The organism is Baekduia soli (assembly GCF_007970665.1).
Classification (GTDB): Bacteria; Actinomycetota; Thermoleophilia; order Solirubrobacterales; family Solirubrobacteraceae; genus Baekduia; species Baekduia soli.
Genome location: NZ_CP042430.1, coordinates 4,041,248 through 4,062,055 on the forward strand (window position 1 = coordinate 4,041,248; position 20,808 = coordinate 4,062,055).

Annotated in this window: 19 protein-coding genes and 1 pseudogene; 9 read left to right on the plus strand and 11 right to left on the minus strand. The window is 71.5% G+C overall.

Annotated elements, in window-relative coordinates:
- The first annotated feature begins 3 nt into the window (after positions 1-3).
- The 5 genes from FSW04_RS19570 (at position 4) to FSW04_RS19590 (ending at position 5,603) form a co-directional block, all read left to right on the plus strand.
- Complete coding sequence (locus FSW04_RS19570) at positions 4-657, plus strand: TetR/AcrR family transcriptional regulator (RefSeq protein ID WP_146921918.1); 654 nt, start codon at positions 4-6, stop codon at positions 655-657.
- Complete coding sequence (locus tag FSW04_RS19575) at positions 654-4,094, plus strand: methylmalonyl-CoA mutase family protein (RefSeq protein ID WP_146921919.1); 3,441 nt, start codon at positions 654-656, stop codon at positions 4,092-4,094. The genes FSW04_RS19570 and FSW04_RS19575 overlap by 4 nt, the downstream gene beginning before the upstream one ends.
- Before the next feature lie 11 nt (positions 4,095-4,105).
- Entirely contained in the window at positions 4,106-4,858 is a 753-nt protein-coding gene (locus tag FSW04_RS19580; protein WP_146921920.1) for a helical backbone metal receptor, read from the plus strand.
- A complete protein-coding gene (locus FSW04_RS19585) occupies positions 4,855-5,046 on the plus strand; it encodes a DUF1289 domain-containing protein (protein ID WP_228430593.1) in 192 nt (63 codons plus the stop codon). Before FSW04_RS19580 ends, FSW04_RS19585 begins: the two co-directional genes overlap by 4 nt.
- A 185-nt stretch (positions 5,047-5,231) precedes the next feature.
- Positions 5,232-5,603 carry a TraR/DksA family transcriptional regulator gene (locus tag FSW04_RS19590; protein ID WP_187368932.1) on the plus strand — a complete coding sequence of 124 codons (372 nt, stop codon included), beginning with the start codon at positions 5,232-5,234 and terminating at the stop codon, positions 5,601-5,603.
- A gap of 208 nt (positions 5,604-5,811) precedes the next feature.
- Here the strand turns inward: FSW04_RS19590 and FSW04_RS19595 are convergent, their stop codons facing one another.
- Entirely contained in the window at positions 5,812-6,279 is a 468-nt protein-coding gene (locus tag FSW04_RS19595; RefSeq protein ID WP_146921922.1) for a cupin domain-containing protein, read from the minus strand.
- A gap of 213 nt (positions 6,280-6,492) precedes the next feature.
- Between FSW04_RS19595 and FSW04_RS19600 the strand changes: the two genes are divergently transcribed.
- The 3 genes from FSW04_RS19600 (at position 6,493) to FSW04_RS19605 (ending at position 7,882) form a co-directional block, all read left to right on the plus strand.
- On the plus strand, positions 6,493-7,221 hold the full coding sequence (locus FSW04_RS19600) for an NUDIX hydrolase (RefSeq protein ID WP_407653002.1): 729 nt from the start codon (positions 6,493-6,495) through the stop codon (positions 7,219-7,221).
- A 91-nt stretch (positions 7,222-7,312) separates the two neighbouring features.
- Entirely contained in the window at positions 7,313-7,438 is a 126-nt protein-coding gene (locus FSW04_RS27960) for a hypothetical protein (protein WP_267128254.1), read from the plus strand.
- Positions 7,439-7,480: 42 nt separating this feature from the next.
- The gene (locus FSW04_RS19605; protein ID WP_146921924.1) at positions 7,481-7,882 is read left to right on the plus strand and encodes a dihydrofolate reductase family protein; all 402 of its coding nucleotides are present in this window, start codon (positions 7,481-7,483) and stop codon (positions 7,880-7,882) included.
- Here FSW04_RS19605 and FSW04_RS19610 read toward each other — a convergent pair.
- From FSW04_RS19610 to FSW04_RS19635, 7 genes and pseudogenes are all read right to left on the minus strand, one after another.
- Complete coding sequence (locus FSW04_RS19610; protein ID WP_146921925.1) at positions 7,873-8,439, minus strand: dihydrofolate reductase family protein; 567 nt, start codon at positions 8,437-8,439, stop codon at positions 7,873-7,875. The two genes, FSW04_RS19605 and FSW04_RS19610, sit on opposite strands and share 10 nt — an antisense overlap.
- Before the next feature lie 713 nt (positions 8,440-9,152).
- Positions 9,153-9,896 (minus strand): DUF4386 domain-containing protein, encoded by a 744-nt coding sequence (locus FSW04_RS19615; RefSeq protein WP_228430594.1) that lies wholly within the window; start codon positions 9,894-9,896, stop codon positions 9,153-9,155.
- Between the two features lie 312 nt (positions 9,897-10,208).
- Positions 10,209-11,567, minus strand: coding sequence for a hypothetical protein (locus FSW04_RS26355; protein WP_187368933.1), 1,359 nt, complete (start codon positions 11,565-11,567; stop codon positions 10,209-10,211).
- A gap of 324 nt (positions 11,568-11,891) precedes the next feature.
- The gene (locus tag FSW04_RS19625; RefSeq protein WP_146921927.1) at positions 11,892-13,109 is read right to left on the minus strand and encodes a transposase; all 1,218 of its coding nucleotides are present in this window, start codon (positions 13,107-13,109) and stop codon (positions 11,892-11,894) included.
- 243 nt (positions 13,110-13,352) lie between these two features.
- A complete protein-coding gene (locus FSW04_RS28680; protein ID WP_407653003.1) occupies positions 13,353-13,517 on the minus strand; it encodes an IS3 family transposase in 165 nt (54 codons plus the stop codon).
- A gap of 83 nt (positions 13,518-13,600) precedes the next feature.
- Positions 13,601-14,236: pseudogene (locus FSW04_RS28685) on the minus strand (IS3 family transposase); the annotation flags it as partial.
- Entirely contained in the window at positions 14,236-14,580 is a 345-nt protein-coding gene (locus FSW04_RS19635; RefSeq protein WP_146915460.1) for a transposase, read from the minus strand. The gene FSW04_RS19635 and the pseudogene FSW04_RS28685, both read right to left, overlap by 1 nt.
- A 294-nt stretch (positions 14,581-14,874) precedes the next feature.
- Between FSW04_RS19635 and FSW04_RS19640 the strand changes: the two genes are divergently transcribed.
- Positions 14,875-15,150: a helix-turn-helix domain-containing protein gene (locus FSW04_RS19640; protein WP_228430595.1), complete on the plus strand. Its 276-nt coding sequence runs from the start codon at positions 14,875-14,877 to the stop codon at positions 15,148-15,150.
- 7 nt (positions 15,151-15,157) lie between these two features.
- Here FSW04_RS19640 and FSW04_RS19645 read toward each other — a convergent pair whose 3' ends face one another.
- From FSW04_RS19645 to FSW04_RS19655, 3 genes are read right to left on the minus strand one after another with little or no spacing between them, the layout of a single operon-like run.
- A complete protein-coding gene (locus FSW04_RS19645) occupies positions 15,158-15,760 on the minus strand; it encodes a tyrosine-type recombinase/integrase (RefSeq protein WP_146921929.1) in 603 nt (200 codons plus the stop codon).
- Between the two features lie 23 nt (positions 15,761-15,783).
- Positions 15,784-16,524, minus strand: a complete 741-nt coding sequence (locus tag FSW04_RS19650; RefSeq protein WP_146921930.1) for a class I SAM-dependent methyltransferase — start codon at positions 16,522-16,524, stop codon at positions 15,784-15,786.
- Positions 16,521-20,795 carry an alpha-(1->3)-arabinofuranosyltransferase domain-containing protein gene (locus FSW04_RS19655; RefSeq protein WP_146921931.1) on the minus strand — a complete coding sequence of 1,425 codons (4,275 nt, stop codon included), beginning with the start codon at positions 20,793-20,795 and terminating at the stop codon, positions 16,521-16,523. The genes FSW04_RS19650 and FSW04_RS19655 overlap by 4 nt, the downstream gene beginning before the upstream one ends.
- Positions 20,796-20,808: the final 13 nt, after the last annotated feature.

Genomic DNA, 20,808 nt, shown 5'->3' on the forward strand with positions numbered 1-20,808 from the left:
CGCATGCCCCCGAAGGCGGCGACCCGTACCCAGGAGGAGCGCTCGGCCCAGTCCGACGCGCGCATGGCCGACGCCGCCGTCGCCCTGATCTGCGAGCGCGGGGCCGCCGGGACCACGCTCAAGGACGTCGGCGTCCGCGCCGGCTACAGCCGCGGGCTCGCCGGCTACCGGTTCGGCAGCAAGTCGGGGCTGTGGGCGTTCCTCGTCCGCACCATCGGCGAGAGCTGGCTGGCCGAGCTGCAGGCCGCCGTCGACGGCACCGCCGGCCTCGAGACGATCCACCGCGCGATCGACGCGCACAGCCGGTTCCTGCTGGACTCCTCGGACCGGATCCGCGCCTTCTACATCCTGTGGTTCGACTCCGTCGGCCCCGACGCGGAGCTCAAGACCGTGATCGCGCGCATCCACGAGCGCCGGCGCGAGGACGTCGAGGCCTGGATCCGCAGCGACCTGGACCGCGGCTCGATCCGCGCCGACGTCGACGTGCGCGCGGTCGCCGAGCAGTTCTGCGGTGCGATCATCGGCATCGTCTACCAGTGGCTCGTCACGCCGCTGGACCATGCCCGCATCCGCCAGTTGCACCTCGACTTGAAGCACGAGATGACACGGGCCCTCGCGCCCGGTACCCCCCACGCACAGGAGCGCAGCACCCGATGACGATCCAGCCCGACTACGCCGAGGTCGCCGGCGACGAGCAGCTCGACCAGACGCCGCTGCGGTTCGTCACCGCGGCCTCCCTGTTCGACGGCCACGACGCGGCGATCAACGTCATGCGCCGCCTCATCCAGGACAGCGGCGCCGAGGTCGTGCACCTCGGCCACAACCGCAGCGTCCGCGACGTCGTGCGCGCGGCCGTCCAGGAGGACGTCGACGGGATCGCCATCAGCTCCTACCAGGGCGGCCACACCGAGTACTTCAAGTACGTCATCGACACGCTGGCCGAGCTCGGCGCGCCGCACATCCGCGTCTTCGGCGGCGGCGGCGGGACGATCACCCCGCAGGAGATCGCCGAGCTCCAGGACTACGGGGTCGAGCGGATCTACCATCCCAACGACGGCATGTCGCTGGGCCTGACGGGCATGATCGCCGACCTCGTCGACCGTGCGGTGCAGCAGCGCATCCCGTCGTCGGTCCCCGAGGACCCGCACGACACCGGCGACCCGGCGATCGCCCGGATGCTCTCCGCGCTCGAGGACGGCGTGCTCGACGAGGACCGCCTCGAGGGCCTGCGCGCGGCCTGGAGCGCCGCGGGCGCCGGCGTCCCCGTGGTCGGCATCACCGGCACCGGCGGCGCGGGCAAGTCGACGGTGACCGACGAGCTGCTGTCGCGCTTCATGCAGCACTTCGGGGACCTGCGCGTCGCCGTGCTCGCCGTCGACCCCACCCGCCGGCGCACCGGCGGCGCCCTGCTCGGCGACCGCATCCGCATGAACAGCCTGCGCCACGAGCGCATCTACATGCGATCGATGGCCACGCGCCGCGCGCACCGCGCGACGAGCGCGATGCTCCAGGACGCCGTCGCGTTCCTGCGCGCGTCGGGCTTCGACCTCGTGATCGTCGAGACGGCGGGGATCGGCCAGAGCGACTCGGAGATCGTCGACCTCGTCGACGTCTCGCTCTACGTGATGACCAGCGAGTTCGGCGCGGCCAGCCAGCTCGAGAAGATCGACATGCTCGACCTGGCCGACGTCGTCGTCATCAACAAGTTCGACAAGCGCGGCGCCGACGACGCGCTGCGCGACGTGCGTAAGCAGTGGCGGCGCAACCACGTCGCCTTCGAGGTCACCGAGGAGGACATCCCGGTCTACCCCACGATCGCCAGCCAGTTCAACGACCCCGGGCTGAGCTGGATGTTCGTCAGGCTCTGCGGCGCCCTCGGGGCGCTGGAGGACACCGACGCGCAGCGCTGGGAGCCGCACCTCGAGCTGGCCACGCACGAGCCGCTGGGCAACACGCTCATCCCGGGCTCGCGCGTGCGCTACCTGGCCGAGATCGCCGAGCAGGGCCGCGGGATCAACGACGAGGTCGAGCGGCTCGCCGCGGCGGCCGGGGTCGCGCACCACTGCTTCGAGGCGCTGCGCGCGTGGGGCGATCCGGAGCTTCCGGGCGAGCTCGACGCCTACCCCGAGGCGGCGCTCGAGGGCGACGACGTCCATGCCCCGCTGCGCGCCCAGTACAACCAGGCGCTCGGCGCGCTGGGCGCCGAGGCGCTCGGGCTCCTGCGCGGCTGGACGCCGCGGATCGCCGGCATCACCGCCGAGTCCTACAGCTACACCGTGCGCGACCGTGAGATCACGGGCAACAACTACCGCACCTCCCTGAGCCAGCAGCAGATCCCCAAGATCGCGCCGCCGCGGCTCGACGGCTGGAGCGACCGCCTGCGGTTTCTCATGAAGGAGAACCTGCCCGGCGGCTACCCCTACACGGGCGGGGTCTTCCCCTACCGGCGCGAGGGCGAGGACCCGACGCGGATGTTCGCCGGCGAGGGCACCCCGGAGCGCACGAACCGGCGCTTCCACTACCTGTCGGCCGGCCAGCCGGCCGCCCGGCTGTCGACCGCGTTCGACTCGGTGACGCTCTACGGCGAGGACCCCGACGAGCGGCCGGACATCTACGGCAAGGTCGGCAACTCGGGCGTGTCGATCGCGACCGTCGACGACGCCAAGAAGCTGTACTCGGGCTTCGACCTGTGCTCGCCCACGACGTCGGTGTCCATGACGATCAACGGCCCCGCGCCGATCATCCTGGCCTTCTTCATGAACGCCGCGATCGACCAGCAGGTCGAGAAGCACCTGCGGGAGACGGGCGCCTGGGACGAGACCGAGCGCCGGCTCGAGGAGATCTTCGCCGGCCGTGAGCGGCCGCGTTACGCGGGCGAGCTGCCGCCCGAGAGCGACGGGCTCGGCCTCGGCCTGCTCGGCGTGTCCGGCGACCAGGTGGTCGACCGCGAGACCTACGAGCAGATCAGGGCCGACACCCTGACCAAGGTGCGCGGGACGGTCCAGGCCGACATCCTCAAGGAGGACCAGGCCCAGAACACGTGCATCTTCTCGACCGAGTTCGCGCTGAAGATGATGGGCGACGTCCAGCAGTACTTCGTCGACCACGCGGTCCGCAACTTCTACAGCGTGTCGATCAGCGGATACCACATCGCCGAGGCCGGGGCGAACCCGATCTCCCAGCTGGCCTTCACGCTGTCCAACGGGTTCACGATCGTCGAGTACTACCTCGCGCGCGGGATGGACATCGACGCGTTCGCCCCCAACCTGTCGTTCTTCTTCTCCAACGGGATGGACCCGGAGTACGCGGTCATCGGTCGCGTCGCGCGGCGCATCTGGGCCCGCGCGATGCGCGAGCGCTACGGCGCGGCGGCGCGCAGCCAGATGCTCAAGTACCACATCCAGACCTCCGGCCGGTCGCTGCACGCGCAGGAGATGAACTTCAACGACATCCGCACGACGCTGCAGGCGCTGTACGCCATCTTCGACAACACCAACAGCCTCCACACCAACGCGTTCGACGAGGCGATCACGACCCCGACGGAGGACTCCGTCCGCCGGGCGGTCGCGATCCAGCTCATCATCAACCGCGAGCTGGGCCTCAACTTCTGCGAGAACCCGTGGCAGGGCTCGTTCATCATCAACGAGCTGACCGACCTGGTCGAGGCCGCGGTCTACGACGAGTTCGACCGCATCTCGGAGCGCGGCGGCGTCCTCGGCGCCATGGACACCATGTACCAGCGCGGCAGGATCCAGGACGAGAGCCTCTACTACGAGCGGCTCAAGCATGACGGGACCCTGCCGCTCATCGGCGTCAACACGTTCCTGCCGCGCGAGCACGCCGGCGAGGTGGCCACCGAGGTCGAGCTGGCCCGCTCCACCGAGCAGGAGAAGCGCGACCAGATCGCCAACGTGCGCGCCTTCTCGGCCAACGGCGCGGACCGCTCGCCCGCGGCGCTGGCCCGGCTGCGCGAGGTCGCGCTGGCCCGCGAGAACGTGTTCGACGCGCTGCTCGAGGCCGTCAAGACCGCGTCGCTCGGCCAGATCTCGGCGGCGCTGTACGAGGTGGGCGGCGAGTACCGGCGCAACATGTGACCCTGGCATCGATGCCCGACGCCCGCATCGTCTGCCTCGTGCCGAGCATCACCGAGCTGGTCTGCGACCTCGGGCTCGCCGACCAGCTCGTCGGCCGCACGGGCTTCTGCATCCATCCGTGGGACACCGTGCGCCACATCGCCAAGGTCGGCGGGACCAAGGACGTCCGCCTCGACAAGGTGCGGGCGCTGGAGCCGACGCACGTGATCGTCAACGTCGACGAGAACACGCTCGAGACGGCGGAGGCCCTGCGGGAGTTCGTGCCCCACGTCGTGGTCACGCATCCTTGCGCGCCGCGCGACAACCTCGAGCTCTACCGGCTGCTCGGCACGACGTTCGGGCGCGAGGAGGAGGCCGAGCGCCTGTGCGGTGCGTTCGAGGAGGCCTACGCCCGCGCGACTGCCGCCGCGGCGAGCCGGCGGCCACGCGACGTCCTGTACCTCATCTGGCGAGACCCCTGGATGGGCGTCGCGCCCGACACCTACATCTCGCAGACGCTCGCGCTGTTCGGCTGGCACACGGTGCCCGCCGAGACCGGCGACCGCTACCCGGAGCTCGACCTCGGGGCCTACGCCGGCGCGGTCGACCGGGTCCTGCTCAGCAGCGAGCCCTACCACTTCAAGGACCATCACATCGCCGAGATCTCCGCAGCGGTGCCGGGCGCCGCGGTCACCCTCATCGACGGCGAGATGACCTCGTGGTACGGGAGCCGGGCGATCGCCGGGCTCGACTACCTCGACACCTACGTCACCGAGGGCGCATGAGCGGCGACGAGGTCATCGAGTCGCCCTGCATCGACGTGTGCGAGATCGACCCCGTGACCGACCGCTGCGAGGGGTGCGGACGCACGCTGGACGAGATCGCCGAGTGGAGCACGTACTCGCCGCAGGAGCGCCGGCGGACCATGGCCGAGCTCGAGGCGACTCGGCGTCGCAGTACAGATGGTTGGTGACGGCCGGCGCCCAGAGGCGATCACGCTCGTCCTCCGTCGCGTCGCGTTCGACGACCTCGCGCCGCTCGGCAGGCGATCCGTCGCCCGGGGCGTGCCCGGCGCCCACGACGGGTCCCCCGACCTTCCACATGCCGATCATGCGGCGGGTCCTGTGTCTCATGGCCCAGTCCGGGTACCCCGAGGCCATGATCCCGGGAGACGCCAACGACGAGGACGCCGTCCGCGCACTGCTGCTTGACCGCCGCAGGGCCCTGTCCGGACGTCTCACCGCGCTGACCGCCGCCCCCGAGCTGGGCGCCGCCCAGGGGTTCGGCAAGCGCATCGGCGACGGGACGACCGAGGCGATCAAGCGGCTCACCGACATCGGCGTCGGCAGCTCCACGGAGCACGTGCTCGCACGCATCGACCGCGCGATCGACAAGCTCGACGAGGGCACCTACGGGCGTTGCGATGCGTGCGACCAGGCGATCGCCCCGGCGCGGCTGTCCGCCATGCCCGACAGCGTCCTGTGCGTCGCCTGCGCCGCCCTCCATCGCCGCCCGCCGCCCCGGCGCTGAGCCCGCCGCCCGGCGAGGACCAGGCCGATCCTCCAAGGGCTGAGGGCGCCGTGGAACTCGTCGACCGCGGATCGACTGCTCGCGGGCGCCGGTTCGCGAAGGCCGACTCCTATGAGAGCTCATGCGAAACGACGTTCTGTCCCGGATCGAGCTCCTTGAGACGGACCCCCGCTCTGCGCGACAGCCACCTGGCACGCAACAGGCCGCGTCAGACTTCGCCGTCGTAGTACGGCACGTCGCCGTCGGAACGGCGCAGCATCACGGAGTCGCGGTCGTCACCGGGCCAGACGCCGATCTTGTCGCTGTCGGGATAGACCGCGATCGCCGGCTCGCGGGAGCTGGAGAACAGGATCACGCGCGACGGCTGCGCGGAGCGGTTCGTCAACTTGTGGGCACCGTCCGGACCGGCGGAGAAGCAGACAAGCGCGCCCGACCTCACGCCCTGCTCTCCATCCGGGGTGCGGACGGCCACCTCGCCCTCGATCACGAACAGCCACTCCTCCGCGTACTCATAGTGGTACGGGCACAGGCTCTCGCCGGGCGGGATCTCGTAGAGCTTGATCGCCGTCTCCTTCGCCGCGAGCAGGGCACCCGCGCGCACGACACCGCAGCGATAGCCGGCGGGGTCACTGTCGTCGTACTCGAACTCGCATGCGGCCACGTTGAGGTGATGCATGGCGGCACCTTGTCAGGGTTGACCGGCCTGTGGGCGATGCCGAGAACGATTGCCGTGTTCAGCGGCGACGAGGCCGAGGGTGGCGTCGATGAGCCCGGAGATGTCGGACACCATCAGCCGGTTCGGCCTGCCCATCACCTCCTTTGGGGTGCGACGTCGCGTCCGGCAGCTCCACGAGCGCGTAGGATGGCCGCCATGGTGCCCGGCCCCGCTGTGATCGTCTATGACGAGGCGCTGCGGACGCGCATCGCCGCCAACCTCGAGGCCCACGAGCGCCGCGTCGTCCCCCTCGAGAGCCGCCGCCACGCCGCCGTGGCGATCGTCCTCGTCGACTCCGACGCGACCCGCCACGACGGTGACCCCGCGTCCGAGATCGACATGTCCATGGTGCCGGGCGACCTGCGCGGCGCGACCGGCGAGCCACTCGACGGCCGTATGGTCGGCGTTGCCGGCGGCGCCGCGTTCCTGCTCTGCCGCCGGACGCCAAGGCTCAAGCATCACGCCGGGCAGTGGGCGCTGCCCGGCGGTCGGCTGGACGCCGGCGAGACGCCCCTGGAGGCGGCGCTGCGCGAGCTCGACGAGGAGCTCGGCCTCAAGCTCGGCCCCGACGACGTCCTCGGCTGGCTCGACGACTACGTGACCCGCTCGGGCTTCGTCATGACCCCGGTCGTGCTCTGGGGCGGCGCCGACCCGGCACTGCGTCCCGCGCCCGCCGAGGTCCAGGCCGTGTTCCGCATCGGGCTGCACGCGCTCGTCACCGGTCAACCGCGCACGATCATGATCCCCGAGAGCGACAGGCCGGTCCTGCAGATCCCGCTGGGCAACGACCTGATCCACGCGCCCACGGGTGCCGTCCTGCTCCAGCTGCGCAACGTCGCCGTGCTGGGCAACGTCGGCGAACGCGTGGAGGGCATCGAGGAGCCGGTCTTCGCCTGGCGCTGACGCCGCCAGGGGCAGCAGGGACTGGACACGCCGTGCTTCGAGGGTTCGGCCCCAGGACATCTCGCTCGTCTTCGACCAGCAGGACGATCCGGTGGCGAGCGCGATGGCGGCGTTCCCCATTCGCGGCCGCACCGCCCATGACGCGCATTGGGCGAAGATCGTTGCCGACGACTCGCTGATCGCGCGAGCGATCGTCGAGACGCCTGAAGTTGAGTGACGACGGCCGGAGGCTGACGCCACGCGGAAACTGACCTTTGGCATGAACCTGAGCCTGGACGGCTACATCGCCGCGCCCGGCAACGACCTCCGCTGGAGCGTGCCGAGCGACGAGCTGCTCCAGTGGTGGTCCGACCGGGTGCACGGCAACGCCCGCCTGGTCACCGGCGACGCTGTCACCGAGGTCAACCGGCTCAAGGCCGAGGACGATGGTCCCATGGACCTCGGCGGCGCCACCCTCGCCGCGGCGGCCATGCGGGCCGGGCTGATCGACGAGTACGCGATCGTCACCCATCCGGTCCCGGTGGGCGGCGGCACGCCGTTCTTCACGGCCCTGGGCAACTGGGTGCACCTGAACCTGGTGGAGACCCGGACGTTTCCCGACGGTGTGCTCGTCCGCTTTGCATGGAGAGCAGGGCTCGGTTGCAGCTTCTGTCAGGCGTGATCCGGCTCAAGGAACAGCCGCACGGCGCCTGTCTCGAAGGTCGTGCTGTCGGTGAGCCGCAGCCGGACGAGGTGGCCGGGGTCGTCGAACAGTCGCCGGCCGGCGCCCGCCACGACGGGTGTGAGCGACAGCACGAGCACGTCGAGCAGCCCGTCGGCCAGCAGGTCCCGTGCGAGGCGTCCGCAGCCGTAGGTCAGCAGCTGCTCGCGCTCGCGCAGGCCGGCGATGTCGTCGTAGCCGACGATCGTCGTGTGGTCCCATTCGGCGGCCGACCCGAGCGTCGCGGACACGACGTACTTCGGCATCGTGTTGAGCCGCTCGGCCATCGGGCCGGTCTGGTCGCGCCACGCCCGGGCCAGCCCTTGCCAGGTCTCGCGTGCGAGCAGCAGCGCGTCGGCCGCCAGCGCGAGATCGAGCGCTCCCTGCCGGCCGGCGTCGCTCATGTACGGCAAGAGCGCGTCGGCGGGCGGGGCATCGATGACGCCGTCAAGCGTCGCGTGCGTCTGCGCGGTAATCGAGGTCATGCAAGTAAGACCGCACGCCGCCGCGCAACTCATCGCTGCGCACGAAACCGGCACCCGGGCGGGACCTTACGCGTGGTCGAGCACGCCGTGCTCGAAGTACCGGGCGCCCTGGCACAGGCTCATGCAGCCAATGCCATGAGCAAGGAGGGCACCCTCCTCCTCCGGACCACCAGCTCTCGGTCGGGCAGGTGAGGCAGCGGTGTGCGTCCGCCCGGCGACTGCCGCTTTGGACGACAAGCGCTGGCCATTTCTTGTTCCCCAGCTTGTTCTCCAGCTGTCCTGTTCCCGCACCTTGTCCTCACACCGTCGAACGTCGTGAGACCCCGTGAGCCCCGGAATACCGCGCAATCAGCCGTCATCGGCTGTCGCTCTTTGTTGTAGGACTAGCTGCGTGATCCGCGTGCGGAAGGTGTGATGGGTTCCGCTCGTTGCGGCGTGACGCTCGTTCCAGAGCCAGAGAAGTGCGCGCGTGCCGGGGGCGGATGCACCACCGGGATCCGCGGCGAGACGTTCGGGGAGGCGGCCCAGGCGTGGCTGCACCACCTGGGAGATCGAGAGCAGCGTGCACCATCGACGTGGGCCCACCGCCAGACGACGCGTTCAACGCTGGATCCTGCCGGCGAGGGACCCGCAGGCCCCGAGCCTGCGCGAGCGCTTGTGGTCTCAAGCGGGGGTGCCGGCGCTGAGCAGTGGGCCGTGAGCGGAGGCGGCTGATCGCCCGGCCGCCCCCATCGTGGATGGAGTCTTCAGGCGGGCGCTGGCACCGCTGGGACTGGGCCGGTCGGGAGGCCATCCTTGCGAGCGTCCTCTCTGAGGATCGGTGAGGACGGCCTGAAGCCCCGGAAGGTGCAGTAGATGCCGAGGAAGAGCTCCCAAAGGATCTCCGGGATGGTCATGACGCTTTGGAGCGCGTGCAGTCCGGAGCTTGGATCGTTTCCGGTGAACATCACCGCCGTCCCGGACACGATGAGCAGCGGGCCACCGATGAGGCCCAGCCAGCAGGCCTGTCGCGGCACCAGCTCCGAGCGATACATCAGATACCCGAGGAGGAGCCCGTTTCCCCAGCCGACGACCCACCCCGGCCCGAGGAGGAACGTCCAGTCCTTGATCCCGGCAAGGGTGTAGGCGAGGGTGCCCTCATCGGCACCTGCAACTTGTTGGCGCAGCGTGACGATCGCGACCATCGCAACGATGCCGACGAGGATGAACGTGCTCTCGAACAGGCGCGCGGTCACGTAGCCGAGCGACAGCTCCTCGTTCTGCCGTCTGAGGATCGGGAAGATCACCACCGCGGTTCCGATGTTGGCGATGATCAGCAGCAGCTCAAGCAGGGCCCCGAGCAGGACTTGGGTGTCGTGCCCGGCACCCGCGATGTAGCTCGTCGGGTGCTGCAGCACGGTCTCATAGAGCAGCAGCCCCACGATCGACGTGACAAACGTGAGGAGATAGAGGATCCCGAAGGCACGGGCCCTTTTCTGATCCAGACTCACCTTGTACTCCTTCTCCCGGTGAGGGCGGCGAGCTGATTCCCACGACACTGGACCGGATGAGGCGACCATAGATCCCTCACCCGTCTGACGCAATCCCCAGAACGATGAGGCACTCGCTCAGTCGCTCACGTAGACCACGACGCACGCGAATGTCACCCGCCGACCCAGGAAGGCAACGAGGAGGTCGGCACAAGGAGCGCGCGCTCGGCTTGTCGCGCGTGCGGCACGCGGCCCGCGTTCTGCTGCCAAGCCCGGCTGATTGATCCAAAGCAGCCGCGAGGGCTGACGAGTGCCATTCGTCCAAAGCGAGAGTCAAGGCTGGTAGGTCGTGAGGATTAGCCGTCCGGCCCCCTGGTTGTTGACGTCCTGGATCCACGTGATGACGGCGTCGCGGGATGAGGTTGCGGCCCTGAGCCTGTTGGTGTCGATCCCGGGGGCGGGCAGCGGGCGGAGCGCGGTCCAGCCGCGGCCGACGGGGCGGACCGCGATCCGTACGCGTGGACGGCCCGGGCCGGTCTCGCCCCACGCTGCGACTGTGCGGTCGGTGAGAGCGCCCGCCTGAGGCGTGCCGGCAAACCAGCCGCTAGCCGAGAGCTGCTTCGCGGGCGAGAACACGCCGCCGGACGGTCGGCTGCTGCTCTTGACGGCGGCGAAGGTCGGGATGAAGCCGTTCGAGCGGACCTCGCGCCACAGCGCCACGTTGGAGCCGCCAGCGGGGAGACCGAGCGCCACGTGGTCGCCCAGGTCAGCGTCCCCGTCCCGGCGATGCTGGTACGGCGGCAGCAGCACAGGAGGCGCGAACACGTTCTGCGGGGTGAGCGCGACGAGCCGCACGTCGGTGGCGGCCTGGCGCCATGTGACGGCGGCGCCGCCCGGCCCGCCGGCAGCTTCCGGGCCGAACGATCCGGCGCCCATCGTGCCGAGCTCAGATGGGCGCCCGAACCTGACGGCTCCCTCGACCAGCGTCGCGGCGAACACGCGGGCGGGGCCACCCGCTGGCCGCGGCGCGGGAGGAGGCTGCGGCGGGGCCGGGGTGTCCAGCCAGGTCACGAGGACCGTGCCGTTCGGCGCCACCGAGACGGCGGGCACGTTCTGACGGCTCGTGCCGAGCGTCTGCGCCGTGCCGAAAGCGTGCCCGGACGACGCGAGCGCCGCCTGCACCGAAGTCCCGCTCGTCCCGCCGCGCCACACGACGACGGCACGGCCCCTCGGGGTCACGGTTACACCGCCGAGCGCCATCGAGCGGGCGTGCGAGAGCTCCTGCATGTGTCCGAAGTTGTGGCCGGGGCGCGCGACCGCGGCCCGCAACACCGGTGTCGAACCCTGCCGGTACGCGACCCAGGCCGCCACGACGGTGCCGTCCGCCCCCGCGGCAACCTGTGGGAACTCCCCGGTGGTGTCCAAGCGCTGAAGCGGGCCAAGGCCGCGAGCACTCCCCGTCCGCGCCTGCAGCGAGAAGTCGCGCGACGAGTGGTAGCCGAGCATCACCACCGCGATCCGGCCACCGCCGGTCGACACTGCGTTCTGCACGACGTGGAAGCCGGTAGGCGACACCGGCTGCGGCGAGGTCACGCGGGCCTGCGCCGTCCCGGCGTAGACAGCCAGTGCAGCGCAAGCAACGATGGCCGTTACGGAGGCGCGCACCGTCGGCGTACGAATGGACCAGAGCATGACGCCCGCCTTTGCGGTGACAGGGTGTCAACTAGCGAGACACCGCATCTCGCCCGGAGTTGCGACCTGCCACGACGCTACCCCGGCCAAGCAGTCGACAGCAACGGTGCTTACTACGGCCCAGTCGCCGGAGAACCCCCACCCCCGGGCTGCTGCTTCCCATGCAGAGCAGGAGCCGCCCGACGATCGTCCGGCGGCCCTTCCAGCATGTACGGGTGCGCTTGAGCCCACGACAGGTCGATGCGGTCGCCAGTGCCATCTGCGGCGATAACGCAACACCGTTCGCCTACAGGACTGGGACGCAGCTCACGCGTTTCGTAGCGTTCACCGGAGTCGACGTAACGTGGCTCGAGGGAAGTATTGGGTTTGAAGCAGTCGCCAGGTCAGGCGGCAGGCGTGGCGGGCCAGCGCGACGCGGGCCTGGATCGGGCGGAACCCGCGGGCTCGGTATTCGGCGTTTCGGGCCTTGAAGGCGTCGCTGTTGAGCGACAGGCCCCAGGCGATGCCCATCAGCGCGTTGCGGTGTTCGGGCAGGCCCTGGCGGCTGATGCGCCCGCGCCGAGTGATCGTCGAGGATTGATAGGTCGCGGTGGCCAGCCCGGTGGCCGAATAGAGATGCTCCGGGGTCGGCCAGCGGCCGATCGGCAAGGTGTAGGCGCTGAACTCCGCGGCCCTGACGACGGCGACGCCGGGCAGCGTGGTGAGGATCTGGCCGGCGGTCTGGGCCAGCAGGCCAGCGAACTGCTGCTCGGCGAGATCGATGTCGGCCTGAAGTCCCCGCCAGCGCGCAAGATCCCCCGCGAGTCTGCCGGCCCGTAACGAGGCGTCGGCGGGCGGGTCCAGCAGACGCTTCCAGCGCGCGGCCCAAAACGCGGCCGTGGCTTGGCTCATGCGTCCCGGAGCCCGAGCCAGCAGCGACCGCGGCGTCGGTGGCCGCCCGTCAAAGGCCGCCGCGCAGGCCAGCACGGCTTGGCCGGTCGGCGACGCGATCTTCAGGGCGCGGCCGTGACCGGGCGGGGCCGACAGCCCCGGGCACAGCGCGTTGAGCTGATCGTGCAGGCGCTGCTGCAACACACGGCGCGCGTCGACGAGCTGGGCGCGGTGACGGACACCGCCGAGCATCGCGGCCACGACATCGGGCTCGGCCGGGCGACCGGCGCCCTGGCGCAGCAGCCAGACCAGCGCAGCGCAGTCGCGATCGTCGGTCTTGAAGCGCCGTGAGCCCAGCTGGGTGCGCGCGGCGGTCGTCTCTGACGGCGCGAACAGCCGCAGCGACCCCGGCCAGCGCCGCTCGATCTCTGCTGCCCACGCGCGATGCAACGAGCCCGTGGCTTCCAGGCCGATCACCGGCGCTCCGCCGACGCCGCTCGCAGCGATCAGTCGCTCGAGCTCGTCGATGCCCTCGCGCAGCACCGGCAACGTCACCGGCTCGCCGATCAGCCCCCGCTCGCCCGAGGTCAGCCACACCCTGTTGAACGCCTTGCCCGGATCCACAGCAACAACAAGAGAGGCAGCCGGCACCTCTCTACGCAACAAGTTCATCAGCAACTCCCTCCACAAGACAGAAAGAGAAAAGACCCTCCCCGGCCAAACCGAGAAGGGTCGATCTCAAGCCGGTCTTTGCGGACCTATCAGCTGTAAGTCCCGAGCAGGTTGTTCAGCCGGGTGATGGGGGTCTGTCGGCTGATGCCTGCGTGTCGTCGGCGATGGTTGTAGGTGAAGAGCCAGCCGTCAAGGGCTGCGTGGAGTGGACCCCGTTGTTCGGACAGTTCCGGGCTTGCGGGGCTAGCCGTTGATCTTGGGGTTGTTGGATTGGGAGATGTTCTCGAACTGGGCGAGTGAGAGGTAGCCCAGGGTCGAGTGTCGGCGGGTGGTGTTGTAGAAGGCCTCGACGTATTCGAAGACCTCTGAGGACAGCTCGCGGCGCGTGGGCCAGCAGCGGCGGTGCACGAGCTCTTTCTTGAGGGTGGCAAGAAGCTCTCGGCGACGGCGTTGTCGTAGCAGTCGCCGCGTGAGCCCATCGAAACGGCGATGCCGGCGTCGCGAGCTTTCTGGCCGAAGGCCAGCGAGACGAACTGGCTGCCTTGGTCGGAGTGATGAACCAGCCCGGGTCCGGGCCGGCGGCGGTGAACGCCCATCTGCAGCGCATCGACGACCAGCTCGGCGCGCATGTGGTCGGCCATCGACCAGCCGACGATCCGGCGGCTGAAGGCGTCCTGGACGGCGGCGAGATAGAGCCAGCCCTCCCAGGTTCTGAGGTAGGTGATGTCGGCGACCCACAAGACGTCGGGCGCCGCGGGGCGAAACTGGCGGCGCACGAGGTCGTCGGCGACGCGAACGCCTGGGACGCGGATCGTCGTGCGGCCGCGCTTTCTTGCCACCAGACCGGAGATCTCGGCCTGGCGCATCAGGCGCTGGATGCGCTTGCGCGAGACCGTGATGCCGTGGCCGAGGCGCAGCTCGGCGGCCACCCGCCGCGATCCGTAGACCCGACGGTTGTCGTTGTGGATGTCTTTGATCTTCTCGATCAGCCACGCGTCCGAAAGCGCGCGGTCAGACGGCGCCCGCGTCGACCACGCATAGAAGCCCGACCTCGAGACACCGAGCAGCTCGCAGGCCACAGAGACAGGGGTGCGGGCCTTCTCCGCCGAGATCAACCGGTACATCATCACCGGGTCCCGTTCTCCGTTGCGAAGAAGGCCGCGGCTCGCTTGAGCAAGTCACGCTCCTGGCGCAGGCGCTCGTTCTCGCGGCGCAACCGAGTCAGCTCATCGCGCTGCTCGCTGGTCGGGCCATCGTCGCGCTCGTGGCGATCGATCTGGTCCTGACGCCGCCAGTTTCTCAGCGTCTGCTCCGAGACCCCCAGGCTCTGCGCGAGCTCTCTCGGGGTCCGGCCAGCACGCAGCAACTCGACCGCCTCACGGCGGAAATCATCGGGGTACGCAGGGCGCGTTCTCGGCATCGACAGACACATCCTTTCGCGGCCAAGCCACGAAAGCCCCCAGATGTCCATCAGACGGGGTCCACTCCACTTCACCTACAACCATCGCCGACGACACGCAGGCATCAGCCGACAGACCCCCATCACCCGGCTGAACAACCTGCTCGGGACTTACACCTAGCGGCCGCACGCGAGCATTACAGGAAGGCCAAGGCTCTACTGGGTCCACGCGAGCCAGATTTCGCGAATGCGGCTAAAGAGGCCGTCTGCGCAATCGAGTCGCTTCTCAAAGCCCTGACCGGCGAGACCGACTTCAACGGTCGGCATCGCTGAGGGCCTGACCTGACGCAATCGCTCTGCGTCTACGTGTCTTCGCCGATCTCCCAGCTGGCGGCCGCGATCGCTGCCGCACTTGATGACCCGGAGCTCGGCGCTGCCGTTCGCCGACTTCGACCGGAGCCTCGTGCGCAGGACGCCACGCTCGATGTCGCCGGAGCGGCGGCGTTCCTCCATCTACCGTTGGTGACGATCCGTCAGTACGCACGTGAGGGACGCCTCCCCCGCTTCAAGGCCGGGCGGCAGTGGGTCTTCTTCCGCGACGACCTCGAGCGCGCGCTGCGGACGCATCGGCTCGGCGCGTAGCGCTGCGTCAGCCGGTCGCCGCGAGGGCGTCGGTCTCCCCCACCTCGACGGCGAACACCGCCGAGAGCTTGATTGCCGCGTCGTGCTGCGGCACGTAGTGCACGTAGCGCATGGTGGTCTTGATGTCCGCGTGGCCCATCATCACCATCACGTCGGTCACCGAGAACGCGCGGACCGCCAGCGTGCCGAACGTGTGGCGCAGGTCGTGGAACGTCATCGGCTCCTCCTTGTCGCGCAGATGGCCGAGCCCGGCCTTCGCGAGGGCTCGGTAGAACGCGCCGCGGACCTTGGGACCATCAAGCATCACGCCCATCGGCGACGGGAACACCAGGTCCTCCGGGCCGATGAAGCGGTCGCGTCGACTCACCGCCTCGAAGGTCGCGGCGGCCTGGTCGACGAGCGGAACAGACCGGACCGGGCCCGACTTCGGGGCCTTGACCACGATGTTGGCCGGCCCGGAGGTCGGAGCGTTGCGCCGCACGTGGATCGTGTTGCCGGGACGTGTCAGCGGCTCATCCCGGCGGCCTGGTCCTCCAGGGAACAAGATCTGAGGACAAGCGTCGAGCCACCTCGTCCGCTTATCCGCCATTTTTGGCTCCAGAACAGGCATCTATGCCCGCTCGAGCCAATCCATCACACCTTCCGCACGCGGATCACGCAGTTCCAGGCCACGAGCTCGCGCAGGCCCGGAACCTTCATCACCGCGCGTGCCCAGGGCCAGTAGCGGGGCTCGGCGCGGCTGATCTCCAGGCCCGGGCGGGAGGCCACCAGGCGCAGCGTCGGGCCGATGTGGCAGGCCCACAGCGTCTCGCCGTAGGCGTGCTTCTCGGGCTTGCCGTGGCGGCGCTCGTACAGGCGCGGGCCCAGACGCGGCCCGAGGTAGTGGTAGGGCGCCATGAGGTGCCCGCCCCACGGCGAGTACCAGTTCGTCCACGAGATGTAGGCCCAGCCGCCGGGCCGCAGCACCCGCTCGATCTCGGCGACGATCGGCGCCGCCGACGGCGTGTGCTCGAACATGTTGGAGCAGAACACCCCGTCCACCGACGCGTCGTCCAGGGGCAGGTCCCCCGCGTCGGCGAGCACGTAGCCCTCCGGCGGCGCGCCGCCCAGCTCGAGCTCGTCCGTGCTGTTGTCCACCGGGACGACCGTCGCGCCGCGGCCGCGGAACGCGTCGGTGTAGTAGCCCGGGCCGCACCCGAGGTCGACGAGCGTCTGCCCGGCCAGCGGCCCGTGGTGGGTGTCAAGGTCGGCGACCGCGATCGCCGCCAGCGCCCGGTAGAACGGCTCCGGGTTGCTGCGCTCCTCGCGGAACATCCGCCACAGCATTCGTGCGCGGCGGGGGCCGCGCGGCAGGTCGACGACGTCGGCGCTCACGGCCGCCAGGCTACTTCGCCGTCGCGGCGCCCTCGACGGGCGGCGGCCAGCGCCCGCCAGAGCACGAGCGCCAGCAGCACGAACGCCCCGACCCCGACCCAGTGCGCCGCCAGCCGGTCGGCAGCGTAGCGGGTGCTGTTGCCGCCCAGCAGCTCCTCGCCGCCGAACAGCGACACGCCGGCGTAGATCGCCGGCACCACGACGACCAGTAGCGCACCCGCCACGAGGCCCAGGACGCGATCGCCGATCCCACGCCAGAGCACGAGCGCGAGCAGCGGCGCCGCCACGACGCCGGCGCGAAGGCCGAAGCCCACGCCCACGGCGGCGGCGACCGGCAGCGCGATCGCGCACGCCGCCACCGGCGACCACGCGCGCGGGGCCGCCGGCGGGGCCAGGGGCTCTGGCGCGGCGCCGGCGGCCGCGCCCGGCATCCCGCGCCGGCGCCGGCGCCGGCGCCAGGCGGCCACGGCCAGGAGCAGGAGCAGCACCGCGCACGTCACTCCCGAGATGGCGTAGCCGGCGTCGGCCAGCCGCTGGGGCCGGTAGGCGAACGCCACGCGTGTGCAGCCGCGCTCCACGGGCCAGGCGTTGGCGAAGCCGTCCATGGCCCGCGGCTCGCCGAGGTCGCGCCCGTCGCACGTCGCGCGCCAGCCGCGGTCGAAGCTCTGCCCGAGGACGAGGAAGGACGGGCCGCGCACGTCGACGCGCACGCCGGTGCGCCCGCCGTGGTCCTCGCGCCCGGGATCGAGCACCCGGCCCCCGCCGAGCACCGCGGCGCGCGCCAGCGGGTCCGGCGCCGGCGAGTCCAGGCGCAGGCCGTCGACGCGCAGCGGACCGGTGGAGCCCTCGAGGATCACGTCGCGCGCGGGCAGCGTCAGCCGTCCGCAGCCGCGCAGGCGCACGGGACGCCCGGCGTCCAGCGACGCGCGGTCGGTGCTCGCGCGCAAGGGGTAGCTCGCGCCGTCGACGTCGATCGTCGCGATGCCGCACGGCAGCTCCACTCGCCCGGTCCGCCGCACGGCGGCCGCGGTGACGCCGGACCCCTCGATCTCCCCGATGCCCACCGCGCGGCGGCGCCGCACCGCGTCCGGCGTGCCCGCCGGGAAGCGCGCCGCCAGGACGTCGAGGCGGAAGCGCGTCCCGCGCACGCCGGTGCCGAGGTCCACGACGCCGCCGGGCCCGACGGCCACGGCCGGCCCGCGGCGCCCGTCGACGGTGAGCGCCACGCGCGTCGGTCGCCGCACCCGCACGCCGGCGGGCATGAGCACGAGGCGGCGGACGTCGGTCGCGGCGGGCGTCGACCACGAGATCCACGCCGGGCGCCCGGGGATCCACTGCCCGACCCACGCGCGCCCGCCGCCGTCGAACGCGCCCGAGGCGCGGTAGCGGCCCAGGCCGTCGAAGCGCGAGGACGAGGCGAAGGCCTGCTCGCGCGTGCCCGTGCGGTCGATCTGGGCGAAGACGGCGTCGGCGCGCCGCGGATCGACCGAGCCCCAGCCGTCGACGACGTAGGAGCGCACCGCGGGCGGGCGCAGCACGCGGCGCAGCTGGCGCTCGGGGTCCTGGCTGTCGCGCAGCTGCCCGGCGCCGCGCTCGCCGACGAACTTCTGCTGGGCGGCGGGCACGTCGGCCGTGGTGCGGTCCAGCAGGTAGGTCAGCGGGTCGTGGGAGATGTCGGCCCCGCGCAGCGCGTCCTCGATGACCGTGGGCGGGCGCAGCGCCTCCGCCGGGCGCACGCCGTCGATGCGCAGCTCGCGGATGCCGCCGGCGCCGGCGTGGGCGTGCTCGGGCCGCGTCACCTGCGCGAGGTGGATCGCCAGCGTGCGCACCGCCCGCAGATGGACGGGCAGCGCATTCCAGCCGCGGTGCACGGCGAAGCGCCGGCCGTTGACCTCCACGGCCTTGACGACCCCGCGGCTGTCGGAGTAGGGCAGCAGGCCGAGCACGCCGACGTCGCGCAGGCGGCCGAAGTCGATCGTCAGCGTGTGGCGAGCCTGCACGAGCGCGCGGTCGGCGATCCACGCCGTCGAGGTCTCGCCGTCGATCGCGGCGAACGGCCGCTGGTCGGCGAACTGCGTGACCTGCGGCGAGGACGGAGCGCTGATCGAGCGGATCCCGGTGACCTCGGCCGTCGTCTGCGCGCGCTGGTCCAGGTCGCCGAACGGGTCGAGGATCGTCCCGTCGACCGAGACGCCCTGGTCGCGCGGCAGCGTCGGCCCGAACGCGCCCTTCAGGCGCGCCGCCACGAACGCGCGGCGGCGGTTTGTGTCGCTGATGACGAACCCGGCGCCCTGGGCGGCGGCGCGGCGCAGGCCCGCGACGCCGCCGTCGTCCGGTGCGTAGGTGTAGGCCTTGCCGAGGTCCAGCGCGCCGTAGGCGGCCAGTGCGGTCAGCGCCCCGCCCGCGCCGTCGACGACGGTCGCGTCCGTCCGCGGCAGCACCCGCACGAGGCCGCCCGTCGGCACGGGGATGCGCCGCAGCTGCGGCACGCGCGCGGGCGCCTCGATGCGCCCGGCCGCCGCGGCGGCCGGGATCGTCGGCCCGTAGGTGATGCCGCCGCGGCCCAGGCCGCCGGGCCCGGACAGCTCGCGCGCGGCGTCGGCCGCCGGCATCTCACCGCTGCGGCTGCGGTCGCCGTCGGCGGCGACGAGCACGTCGCCGACGTCCAGCAGGTCGAGCAGCGGGCGCAGCTGGCCGGGCCGCAGCCGCTCCTGGGTCACGAGCGCGTCGACGGAGAACTGCAGCTCGGTCGAGCGCAGGTCGGCGAACGGCACGATCCAGCGCGTCGTCACGGGATGGTCGGTCAGCGCCGGCAGCACGGCGTCGACGGTGCCGCCCCACCGATAGCTGGCGAAGAGCTGGCCGGGCAGGATCATCGCCCGCGAGTCGCTCGGCCGGTCCTGGAGGTCGGCGGCCGCCGCGCGCCACGCGGGCGGCAGCGTGAACGCGAGCTGGCGCTCGACGGCGCGCCCCGTCACCAGCGGCCAGGACGCGAGCACCACCAGGCCGACGCCGGCGGCCGCCAGCAGCGGCCGCCGGGCGGGCGGCGGGAGCGCGCGGACCAGGCGCGCGCGGGGCCAGCGCGCGCCCAGTCGCGACCACGCGGCCGCGAAGGCCGCACCGCCGAGCATCGCCAGGCCGAGCGCGACGAGCGACCCGGCCTTGTAGGTCGTGCGCAGCGGCTGCAGCGTCTCGACGCGGTAGTAGACGCCGGTGCCCACGCGCCGCAGCGGCGTGCCGTCGGGCCAGCCGGCGACCATGATGAGCACGCCGACGAGCGTGAGCAGCAGGAAGAACGGGGCGTAGCGCCAGCGCCGGGTCCACGGGAAGCCGCCCAGCGCCAGCGCGGGGACGAGCAGGCCCGCCAGCACGACGGGCAGCAGGAGCAGCATCGCCGGCGCCGACCCCTGGTATGGCCGCAGCACCCCGCCGTAGCCCACGCCGACGTAGCTCGTCCAGAAGCCCATGAGCCGCAGCGACTCGGTCAGCGTCGTGGTCGACCAGATCGTTCCGGGCTGCTCGGTGAAGATGAGGAAGTTGGGCGCGCCACGGCCGGCGACGGCCAGCGGGACCACCCACCACACGTTGGCCAGCACCGCCATCGGCACGAGGCGGACGAGCAGGCGCCGCAGCGCGGACGGGCGCACGTCGCGCAGCCACAGCTCGTAGAGGACCAGGAGCACCGGGCCGACGAGCGCCCAGGCGAACGTCCCCGCGTTGACCCCGCCGCCCGCGGTGGCCAGCACGAGCGCGAACGCCGCCGCGGGGCGCCAGGGCCGCCGCACGCGCAGGCCGTGGTGCACGCACAGCATGAGCCAGGGCAGCGCGGCCCAGGCCAGCAGCGTGACGCTCGAGCGGTCGGCGTAGACCGTCACCCACGGGTTGACGACGAAGAGCACGCCCGTGGCCAGGTGGGCCGCACCGCGCCGGCGGTCCAGCAGCGCGTCGAGGAGGCGCACGACGCCCCACGCGCCGAGGGCGAGGATCGTCCCGAGCCACAGGCGGTGCACGAGCCAGGTCGGCAGGCCGATCGCGTCGCCGAGCGCGAACCAGGGCGACATGGGCCACAGGTAGCCGCCGTACTGGCTGGCCCACACGTGGCCGAGGTCGGGCGACGTCGTCCACAGCGACGCGACGCCGCGCAGGAACCGCACCGGATCGAGGTAGAGATGGACCTTCGTGTCGGCGATGACCTCGCCGGGCCGCTGGACGAGCGCAAGGACGAAGGAGAGCGTGGCGAGCGCCAGCGGGATGGTGCGTCGGCTCCGCATGCGAGCGCGGAGG